The organism is Pseudomonas sp. PNPG3 (genome assembly GCF_023093815.1).
Classification (GTDB): domain Bacteria; phylum Pseudomonadota; class Gammaproteobacteria; order Pseudomonadales; family Pseudomonadaceae; genus Aquipseudomonas; species Aquipseudomonas asiatica.
This window is the reverse complement of the sequence record NZ_JALLKV010000046.1, coordinates 40,277-50,608: the sequence shown is the minus strand read 5'-3', so window position 1 is coordinate 50,608 and position 10,332 is coordinate 40,277. Positions and strand designations below refer to the sequence as shown.

The 10,332-nt window shown below is 62.5% G+C and carries 7 protein-coding genes and 1 tRNA gene; 5 read left to right on the top strand and 3 right to left on the bottom strand.

Annotated elements, in window-relative coordinates:
• Positions 1 to 344: 344 nt before the first annotated feature.
• Entirely contained in the window at positions 345 to 1,826 is a 1,482-nt protein-coding gene (gene gltX, locus MJ643_RS23490; RefSeq protein ID WP_013971593.1) for a glutamate--tRNA ligase, read from the bottom strand.
• Positions 1,827 to 1,969: 143 nt separating this feature from the next.
• Between gltX and MJ643_RS23485 the strand changes: the two genes are divergently transcribed.
• The gene (locus MJ643_RS23485) at positions 1,970 to 3,025 is read left to right on the top strand and encodes an HlyD family secretion protein (protein ID WP_013971592.1); all 1,056 of its coding nucleotides are present in this window, start codon (positions 1,970 to 1,972) and stop codon (positions 3,023 to 3,025) included.
• The gene (locus MJ643_RS23480; RefSeq protein ID WP_023661890.1) at positions 3,015 to 4,565 is read left to right on the top strand and encodes an MDR family MFS transporter; all 1,551 of its coding nucleotides are present in this window, start codon (positions 3,015 to 3,017) and stop codon (positions 4,563 to 4,565) included. Before MJ643_RS23485 ends, MJ643_RS23480 begins: the two co-directional genes overlap by 11 nt.
• Before the next feature lie 133 nt (positions 4,566 to 4,698).
• Here MJ643_RS23480 and uvrB read toward each other — a convergent pair whose 3' ends face one another.
• Positions 4,699 to 6,714: an excinuclease ABC subunit UvrB gene (uvrB, locus tag MJ643_RS23475; protein ID WP_013971590.1), complete on the bottom strand. Its 2,016-nt coding sequence runs from the start codon at positions 6,712 to 6,714 to the stop codon at positions 4,699 to 4,701.
• 288 nt (positions 6,715 to 7,002) lie between these two features.
• On the opposite strand from uvrB, the gene MJ643_RS23470 reads away from it, so the two are divergent.
• From MJ643_RS23470 to MJ643_RS23460, 3 genes are all read left to right on the top strand, one after another.
• Positions 7,003 to 8,199: an amino acid aminotransferase gene (locus MJ643_RS23470; protein ID WP_013971589.1), complete on the top strand. Its 1,197-nt coding sequence runs from the start codon at positions 7,003 to 7,005 to the stop codon at positions 8,197 to 8,199.
• Positions 8,200 to 8,261: 62 nt separating this feature from the next.
• A tRNA-Asn gene (locus MJ643_RS23465) sits at positions 8,262 to 8,337 on the top strand.
• A 114-nt stretch (positions 8,338 to 8,451) separates the two neighbouring features.
• Positions 8,452 to 9,738 carry a nucleoside deaminase gene (locus MJ643_RS23460; protein ID WP_196184634.1) on the top strand — a complete coding sequence of 429 codons (1,287 nt, stop codon included), beginning with the start codon at positions 8,452 to 8,454 and terminating at the stop codon, positions 9,736 to 9,738.
• Here the strand turns inward: MJ643_RS23460 and MJ643_RS23455 are convergent.
• Complete coding sequence (locus MJ643_RS23455) at positions 9,711 to 10,127, bottom strand: cupin domain-containing protein (RefSeq protein ID WP_013971587.1); 417 nt, start codon at positions 10,125 to 10,127, stop codon at positions 9,711 to 9,713. The two genes, MJ643_RS23460 and MJ643_RS23455, sit on opposite strands and share 28 nt — an antisense overlap.
• Positions 10,128 to 10,332 lie beyond the last annotated feature (205 nt).

The window sequence follows — 10,332 nt, the reverse complement described above, 5'->3', positions numbered from 1 at the left end:
AACCGCTGACCTCCTGCATGCCATGCAGGCGCTCTCCCAGCTGAGCTATAGCCCCACAATGTCGCTTTGAACCGAAGCGCTGGCTGGGTGCCTGGCGTTTCGTTTTCGTTCATCGCTGTGGACGGGGCGCATATTAAGATCGGATTGCAGGGCTGTCAAACGAATTTTTCAAAATATTCAAAAAATTTTTCACAGATAACAATCACTTACCGCCCTCCCCTTGCCAAAACCGAACAGTGAGCCCTGTGGGAGCGGGTTTACCCGCGAATGCGACGGAAAACGCACCATCGTATTCGCGGGTGAACCCGCTCCCACAAGTTCGGCTTGTGGCCTCGGGACCACTGTCAGGCGATAGAGGCCAGCAGCTTTTCCCACTCTTTGTTTTCTTTCTTCGACACACCACCCAGCAGGTCCAGGGCCTGGCGCAGGCGGTAGCGGGTCAGGTCCGGGCCAAGGATTTCCATCGCGTCCAGTACCGAAACCGAGCTGGCCTGGCCGGTAATGGCGGCAAACATCAGCGGCATGGCATCACGCAGCTTCAGCTCCAGCGCCTCGACCACCGCCTGGATGCAACCGGTGATGCGCTCTTTTTCCCACTGACGCAGGCTTTCGAGCTTCCACAGGATCAGCTGGATCACCTGGCGTACCTGGTCGGCCGACAGCTTCTTGCTTTCGAACAGCTTGACGTCCAGCTTCAGCGCGCCTTCGAAGAAGAACCCGCCCAGCGGGGCAACCTGGCTGAAGGTTTCCACCCGGCCTTGCACGTGTGGGGCGATCTTCATCATGTAGTCGCTGTTGAACGCCCACTTCTGCAGGCGCGCGGCGAACTCCTCGACCGGCAGTTCGCGCAGCCACTGGCCGTTCAGCCAGGACAGCTTCTCGATGTCGAAGATCGGGCCGCCCAGCGAGATACGCGACAGGTCGAAGTGCTCGACCATCTCGGCCAGCGAGAACTTCTCGCGCTCGTCTGGCATCGACCAGCCCATGCGGCCCAGGTAGTTGAGCATCGCCTCGGGCATGAAGCCCATGCGCTCGTAGAAAGTCACCGAGGTCGGGTTCTTGCGCTTGGACAGCTTGGACTTGTCCGGGTTACGCAGCAGCGGCATGTAGCACAGCTTGGGCTGTTCCCAGCCGAAGTATTCGTACAGCTTGATCAGCTTGGGTGCCGATGGCAGCCACTCTTCGCCGCGCAGCACGTGGGTGATGCCCATCAGATGGTCGTCGACCACGTTGGCCAGGAAGTACGTCGGCAGGCCGTCGTTCTTCATCAGCACCTGCATGTCCATGCGGTCCCACGGGATCTCGACATCGCCACGCAGCATGTCCGGTACCACGCACACGCCTTCGCTCGGCACTTTCATGCGGATAACGTGCGGCTCGCCAGCGTCCAGGCGGCGCTGCACTTCCTCGGCGCTCAGCAGCAGCGCGCGGCCGTCGTAGCGCGGGGTTTCGCCACGGGCTTGCTGCTCGGCGCGCATCTGCTCCAGCTCTTCGGCGGTGCAGAAGCAGTAGAAGGCATGGCCGGCGTCAACCAGCTCCTTGGCGTACCTGGCGTAGATTTCGCCACGCTCGCTCTGCCGGTAAGGGCCGTGCGGGCCGCCGACGTCCGGACCTTCGTTCCATTCGATGCCGAGCCAGCGCAGGGCATCGAAGATCTGCTGCTCCGACTCGCGCGTGGAGCGCAGCTGGTCGGTGTCTTCGATGCGCAGGATGAACTCACCGCCGTGCTGCTTGGCAAAGCAGTAGTTGAACAGGGCGATGTAGGCAGTGCCGACATGGGGGTCGCCGGTAGGCGATGGCGCGATACGCGTGCGTACGGTGGTCATGGAGAGTCTCGAACGAAAGATGAAACAAAGGCGGGATGTTAGCAGGAGGCAGGCACCGGGCTCCAGCAATGGCGCGAACGTCACTTGTCGACTGGCCATGTGCCGCTGTTAAATTTATTTACATTTCTGGAACGATAGTCCTCATGCCTGCCCAACTCAAACGCCGCCTGCTGGTCTTCTTCACCTTGGTGGCCGTCATCGCCCTCGCCTTCCTGGGCCACTGGTACTTCAAGGGCCGCTTCTACGAAAGCACCGACAACGCCTACGTACAGGGCGAGATCACCCGCATTTCCAGCCAGTTGGGCGCACGCATCGACGAGGTGCGGGTCGAGGACAACCAGCACGTCAAAAAAGGCGACCTGCTGGTGCGCCTGGAGGCCGCCGACTTCGAACTGGCCGTGCAACGCGCCCGCGCCGCCCTGGCCACCCGCGAAGCTGAGCAGGTGCAGGCGCAAAGCCGCCTGACGCAGCAAGCCAGCCTGATCGCCGCCGGCCAGGCCCAGGTGGCGGCCAACCAAGCTACATTTGACCGCTCGCGCCTGGACCTGAGCCGTGCCGAGAAGCTGCGCAAACCAGGTTTCGTATCGGAAGAACGGGTCACCACCCTGTCCGCGGACAGCCATGTCGCCGGCTCGCAGGTCGACAAGGCCCGTGCCGACCTGCAAAGCCAGCGCCAGCAAGTCAACGCATTGACCGCCGAACTCAAGCGCCTCGACGCGCAGATCGCCAACGCCCGCGCCGACCTGGCACAAGCCGAACTGAACCTGACCCGCTGCGAAATCCGCGCACCGATCAGTGGCAGTATCGGCCAGCGCAACGCGCGTAATGGCCAGGTGGTACAGGCCGGTGCCTACCTGCTGTCGATCGTGCCGGACGAAGACATCTGGGTGCAGGCCAACTTCAAGGAAACCCAGATCGGCCGCATGCAGCCCGGCCAGCGTGCCGAGCTGCTGTTCGACAGCTACCCCGACACACCGATAGAAGGCCGGGTCGACAGCCTTTTCGCCGCCTCCGGCGCGCAGTTCAGCCTGCTACCGCCCGACAACGCCACCGGCAACTTCACCAAGGTGGTGCAGCGTATTCCGGTCAAGCTGACCTTCCGCGCTGACAACCCGCTGCACGGGCGCATCCGCCCTGGCATGTCGGTGACCGCCACCGTCGACCTGCGCAGCGAAGACGAAGGCCACAATGGCCGGTGACCAGCTGCTCAGGCCAACCGCGGAGCCGACACGGCGGGACTGGATCGCGGTAATGAGCGTGATGCTCGGCGCCTTCATGGCGGTGCTGGACATCCAGATCACCAACTCGTCGCTCAAGGACATCCAGGGCGCACTGTCGGCGACGCTGGAGGAAGGCTCGTGGATTTCCACCTCTTACCTGGTCGCGGAAATCATCATGATCCCGCTCACCGCCTGGCTGGTGCAGCTGCTGTCGGCGCGGCGCCTGGCCGTGTGGGTATCCGGCGGCTTCCTGTTGTCGTCGCTGTTATGTTCGATGGCCTGGAACCTGGAGAGCATGATCCTGTTCCGCGCCCTGCAAGGTTTTACCGGCGGTGCGCTGATCCCGCTGGCCTTCACCCTGACCCTGATCAAGCTGCCCGAACACCACCGCGCCAAGGGCATGGCCATGTTCGCCATGACCGCCACCTTCGCCCCCTCCATCGGCCCCACCTTGGGCGGCTGGCTGACCGAGAACTGGGGCTGGGAGTACATTTTCTACATCAATATCCCACCGGGCCTGGTGATGATCGCCGGCCTGCTGTACGGGCTGGAAAAGAAGGACGCGCACTGGGAACTGCTGAAAAGCACCGATTACGCCGGCATCCTCACCCTGGGCCTGGGGCTTGGCTGCCTGCAGGTGTTCCTGGAGGAAGGCCACCGCAAGGACTGGCTGGAATCGCAGCTGATCGTCGGCCTGGGCAGCATCGCCCTGGTCAGCCTGATCACCTTCGTCATCCTGCAGTTTTCCAAGCCACACCCGCTGATCAACCTGCGCATCCTCGGCAACCGCAACTTTGGCCTGTCGAGCATCGCCAGCCTTGGCATGGGGGTGGGCTTGTACGGGTCGATCTACCTGCTGCCGCTGTACCTGGCGCAGGTGCAGGGCTACAACGCCTTGCAGATCGGCGAGGTGATCATGTGGATGGGTATCCCGCAGCTGTTCCTGATCCCGTTGGTGCCGCAACTGATGAAAGTGGTGTCGCCCAAGGTGTTGTGTGCCCTGGGGTTCTGCCTGTTCGGCGCCGCCAGTTTCGGCTCGGGGGTGCTCAACCCGGATTTTGCAGGGCCGCAGTTCAACCATATCCAGATCATCCGTGCCATCGGCCAGCCAATGATCATGGTGACCATTTCGCTGATCGCCACGGCGTATATACAGCCGCAGGATGCGGGTTCGGCGTCGAGCCTGTTCAATATCCTGCGTAACCTGGGCGGTGCGATCGGCATTGCGCTGCTGGCCACGCTGCTGGATGCAAGGACCAAGGTGTATTTCGATTACCTGAGGGAGGCAGTGGTGCCGAGCAACCCGCAGGTGGCGGAACGATTGGCGCAACTGGCGGAGCGGCTGGGCAATGACAATGCGGCGCTGGGCAAGTTGAGCGAGATCACTCACCAGCAGGCGTTGATCATGGCCTATAACGATGCGTTCCACTTTGTGGGGATCGGGTTGGCGGTGAGCATGGTGGCGGTGTTGTTGACCCGCAAGTTGCCGGAGGGGCTGAAGGCTGGGGAGGCCCACTGAATGGGGTTGTCGCCTGAGCCGGCCTCTTCGCGGGTAAACCCGCTCCCACAGGTACTGCGCAGAGCTCAAGGATTACAACGATCCTGTGGGAGCGGGTTTACCCGCGAAGAGGCCAGTGCAGGCAGTAAAGAAATCAGCTGGTGATCAGCCGCTCGCGCAGTTGGGCAATCTCGTCGCGCAATTGCGCCGCGGCCTCGAACTCCAGATCGCGGGCGAACTGCATCATCTTCTCTTCCAGCTGCTTGATGCGCTTGGTGATCTCGCCCGGCGTGCGCAGCTCGGCCTCGTAACGGGCGCTCTCCTCCGCTGCCTTGGCCATGCCCTTGCGCTTCTTGCTGCGCGCGCCGGGCACGGTCGCGCCTTCCATGATATCGGTGATGTCCTTGACCACGCCTTTGGGCACGATTCCATTGGCCTGGTTGAAGGCGATCTGCTTCTCGCGACGACGCTCGGTCTCGTCGATGGCGCGCTGCATGGAACCGGTGATGTTGTCGGCATACAGGATGGCCCGGCCATTGAGGTTACGCGCAGCACGGCCGATGGTCTGGATCAGTGAGCGCTCGGAGCGCAGGAAACCTTCCTTGTCGGCATCGAGGATCGCCACGAGCGACACCTCGGGCATATCCAGGCCCTCACGCAGAAGGTTGATGCCCACCAGCACGTCGAAGGTACCCAGGCGCAAGTCGCGGATGATCTCCACCCGCTCGACGGTGTCGATGTCCGAGTGCAGGTAACGCACCCGCACATCGTGGTCGGCCAGGTAGTCGGTGAGGTCTTCGGCCATGCGCTTGGTCAACGTGGTGGCCAGCACCCGCTCGCCCTGTGCCACGCGCTTGCGGATTTCCGACAGCAGGTCATCCACCTGGGTAAGCGCCGGGCGTACTTCTACCTGTGGGTCGACCAGGCCGGTGGGGCGCACCACCTGCTCTACCACGCGCCCGGCGTGCTCGGCCTCATAGGGACCCGGGGTGGCGGAGACGAAGATGGTCTGCGGGCTGACGTCCTCCCACTCGTCGAAACGCATCGGCCGGTTGTCCAGCGCCGAAGGCAGGCGGAAGCCGTACTCGACCAGGGTTTCCTTGCGCGAGCGGTCGCCCTTGTACATGGCGCCGACCTGCGGAACGCTGACGTGGGATTCGTCGATCACCAGCAGCGCATCGGGCGGCAGGTAGTCGTACAGGGTGGGCGGCGGCGCCCCGGCCGGGCGCCCGGACAGGTAGCGCGAGTAGTTCTCGATGCCGTTGCAGTAGCCCAGCTCCAGGATCATCTCCAGATCGAAGCGGGTGCGTTGCTCCAGGCGCTGGGCCTCGACCAGCTTGTTGGCCTTCTGTAGGTACTCCAGGCGGTCCTTGAGCTCTTCCTTGATGCCTTCCACCGCCTCCAGCAGGGTTTCCCGCGGGGTGACGTAGTGGCTCTTGGGGTAGAAGGTGAAACGCGGCAGTTTGCGGAAGACCTCGCCGGTCAGCGGGTCGAAGGCTGCGATGTTCTCCACCTCGTCATCGAACAGTTCGACGCGGATGGCCTCGAGGTCCGATTCGGCCGGGAAGATGTCGATCACATCGCCGCGCACGCGGAAGGTGGCGCGGGCAAAGTCCATCTCGTTGCGGGTGTATTGCAGGTCGGCCAGGCGGCGCAGCAGCGCGCGCTGGTCGAGCTTGTCGCCGCGGTCCACGTGCAGGACCATTTTCAGGTAGGTCTCGGGGCTGCCCAGGCCGTAGATGCACGACACGGTGGTGACGATGATCGCGTCACGCCGCTCCAGCAATGCCTTGGTCGCTGACAGGCGCATCTGCTCGATGTGGTCGTTGATCGAAGCGTCCTTCTCGATGAAGGTGTCGGACGACGGTACGTAGGCTTCAGGCTGGTAGTAGTCGTAGTAGGAAACGAAGTACTCCACCGCATTGTTGGGGAAGAATGCCTTGAATTCGCCATAAAGCTGCGCGGCCAGGGTCTTGTTCGGCGCAAGCACCAGGGTAGGCCGCTGCACCTGCTGAATGACGTTGGCGATGCTGAAGGTCTTGCCCGAGCCAGTCACCCCGAGCAGCGTCTGGTGCGACAGCCCCGCCTCGATACCTTCGACCATCTGGCGGATGGCCTCGGGCTGGTCGCCGGCCGGCTGGAAACGGGTGACGAGCTGGAACTCGGACATGACGGACCTCGCGGTGTTGCAGCAACTGTAAATTTAGCCAGTAGTCTATACCCAAATGCGCCCGCCGGGGGGCAGTTTCAAGGCACAGCTGTGAGCGCTTGTTACGGTGGACCCGGCAATTAGACCAATGGTCGAAAAATATTTGCGCAAATGACCTGAAAAGCGATGCCGGACTGTCGCGGTGACCGGTCGGTATCACTATACTGACTCCCCGTTTGTGCACCGCTTCAGTGCATTCGGGCTGGAGCGTGTACGTCCTATCACACTCCAATCAGAGCCAAGGTAACAATGAGCCTGTTTTCCGCTGTCGAGCTGGCACCCCGCGACCCTATTCTGGGCCTCAACGAAGCATTCAACGCCGACCCACGTACCGACAAGGTCAACCTGGGCGTGGGCGTATATTGCAATGAGGAAGGCCGCATTCCGCTGCTGCGCGCCGTGATCGAAGCCGAGACCCAGCGTGCCGCCCAGCACGCCTCGCGCGGCTACCTGCCGATCGACGGTATCGCCACCTACGACCAGGCTGTACAAAAGCTGCTGTTCGGCGCCGAGTCGCCACTGCTGGCCGCTGGCCGCGTGGTTACTGTGCAGGCCGTCGGCGGTACCGGCGCACTGAAGATTGGCGCCGACTTCCTCAAGCGTGTGTCGCCAAACGCCGTGGTTGCCATCAGCGACCCGAGCTGGGAAAACCACCGTGCGCTGTTCGAATCGGCCGGCTTCCCGGTGCAGAACTACCGCTACTACGACGCGCCGACCAACGACGTCAACCGCGCCGGCATGCTCGAAGACCTGAACAACCTGCCGTCCGGCTCGATCGTGGTGCTGCACGCCTGCTGCCACAACCCGACCGGCGTCGACCTGAACCTGGACGACTGGAAAAACGTCCTGGAAGTGGTCAAGGCCAAGGGCCACGTGCCATTCCTCGACATGGCCTACCAGGGCTTCGGTGACGGCATCGCCGAAGACGCCTTCGCCGTGCGCCTGTTCGCCGAGTCGGGCCTGGAGTTCTTCGTGTCCAGCTCATTCTCCAAGTCGTTCTCGCTGTACGGCGAGCGCGTCGGTGCGCTGTCGATCGTCACCGCCTCCAAGGACGAGAGCACCCGCGTGCTGTCGCAGGTCAAGCGCGTGATCCGCACCACCTACTCCAACCCGCCGACCCACGGTGCAACCATCGTTGCCACCGTGCTGAACAGCGCCGAACTGCGCCAGATGTGGGAAACCGAGCTGGCCGAAATGCGCGAGCGCATCCACGGCATGCGCAAGCAGATGGTTTCGCTGCTGGCCGAATATGGCGCCAACCGCGACTTCAGCTTCGTTGGCCGCCAGGTTGGCATGTTCTCGTACTCGGGCCTGACCGTCGAACAGGTCGCCCGCCTGAAGAACGAGTTCGGCATCTATGCGCTGGACACCGGCCGCATCGCCGTGGCCGCGCTGAACCAGAGCAACATCCACGTAGTGACCAAAGCTATCGTGCAGGTGCTGTAACTCATTGTTTTGCCTAGGGGTGGCTTGACTTCCCCTGGGCAATCAGTAAGATACGCACAGATTCCGCGATAGCTCAGTCGGTAGAGCAAATGACTGTTAATCATTGGGTCCCTGGTTCGAGTCCAGGTCGCGGAGCCAAAATTTGAAAACCTCCAGATGCGCAAGCACTGGAGGTTTTTTGTTGCACTTATCCCCTCATGCCAGCGCACGGCTGCTGTATCGTCCGAGATCCCTCGACGAGCACAGGCAAGCATGAAAGCCAACGATTTCACCCAGAACGCTCAGCAAGCGGTAGCAATCGCCGCCAACCAGGCCCTCTTGGCAAGCCGACAAGCAACGTTCGCCGTGGGTGGCTGCATCATCGAAAATGCCACTGGCAAGGTACTGATCGCCCTGCACAACCGCGTGCTGGAGCCCTCTGCCAGCCAGGCGCAACCCGCATTCAGGCTCCGCGACCCAACGGGGCATGGTGAGCGCCGGCTGGTCGACTGGTATTTCGACAACCAGCAGCGCCTTGCCCTCCCCCCCACGCATGAACTGACCGTCATCACCACGCTCGACCCCTGCGCCATGTGCGCAGGTGCCTTGCTGACTGCCGGCTTCAATGTTGCCGTAAGTGCGCTCGACACCTTTGCCGGCGTCAATCATGACGGCCGTTTCGAATTCCCCGGCCTGCCGGCCGCACTTCGTCTGCGCGCGCAAGCCACGTGGGGCTACTATGCTGTCGGCAACCCTTTTGATCGCGACTATGTCGGGCCGCCGCAAGGGCCGGTCTACGCTGGCGAACGCATCGACGCCGCAACGATGTGCCTTACCCGTTCGTTGTTCGAGGCCAGCGTGAACCACGTGCACGACGAAAGCAGCAACGCCGGCCTCCCGCCATCTGCCCTGAAAGACCCGATCACCCTACCCAGCCGGAGCCTGGTACGCCAGGCCCTGGAGGGCTTGAGCCCATGGAGCCTGCGCAGCAAAAGTGCAGATCCTCGCCTGCCCGGCATCGAACTGGCCGCGCCATTGGTCGACACAGCTCTCGCGGCAGATACGTGCAACGCCGTAGCCTTGCTGGACCCATTCGGCAATCTGCTGTCCTGCCTGGGCGGTGACGAAACGCGCTCCCCCATTCGCACTGCGTTCATGGAGACCACTCGCAGCTACGCCGCGCTGCGCTGGAACCTGATGAACCATGACGACCCACAGGTCCGCGACGAAGCACACCAGCATCTCACCCACCCCCGTTACTGCACATTCGTCCTGCTCCGTTTTCCGGACCCAGCCGGCAGCGAGGCGGTCATGACCCTTGGCGCGTATGGCTCCACCATGGAACGGCACACCGCGCCGTCCTTCCCCTCAAGCCTGCAATATGTATTGCTGCCAACAGGCTGCACTGCCAAGGATGTTGCGCGACTGGCGCAGAATCTGCCGCCGTTCTACACGAGCAACGTGCAGGTCGCGCCTTGCCAGGTACTGGACCCGAACCTGATGCAGGAAGTTACAACCCGGCTGGGGCAGGCTCAGCGCTCCGAGCCTGCTGCCGGATAGGGCAATGTGACCGCACTGCCTTCATCCACCAGGCTCCAGACCAGCAACTTGGCTGACTGCTTCTGACTGGCGTTGCGCGACACGCTGTGCACGGTACCCGGGGCTTCATACCAATATTCACCGGCCTTGTAGGTTTTCTCCGGCTCGTTATCGAGCTTCGATACCACTGCCCCTTCCAGCACGTAGGCCATCACTGCGCCCGGGTGCTGATGCGCGGGTGATGCCTGGCCGGGGGCGTAGCTGACGGTGAGCATCACGGCGCTCTTGCCGGGGGCGTTCGAGGGTTGTTGCTGCTGCAGGACCTTGACTTGGTCGGCAGCGTCGCCGTGCGCCCAGGCAGGGGTTTGAGCGACGAACAGGGCAAGAAGGATGATGCTAAAGGGTTTCATGGGGGCTTCTCCTGGATGGCAATTGCCTGCAGGTTAGGCCTGTGGGGCAGAGAGACAAATGACCAATTCGGGGAAAAACCAAGAGGCCGATCATTGCCTGTGCCGTCCTCTTCGCGGGCTTGCCCGCTCCCACAGGTACGGCGCAGTCCCTGAAGCCTCCAGAAAACCCTGTGGGATCGGGCGATCCCGCGAAAAGGCCGGTGCA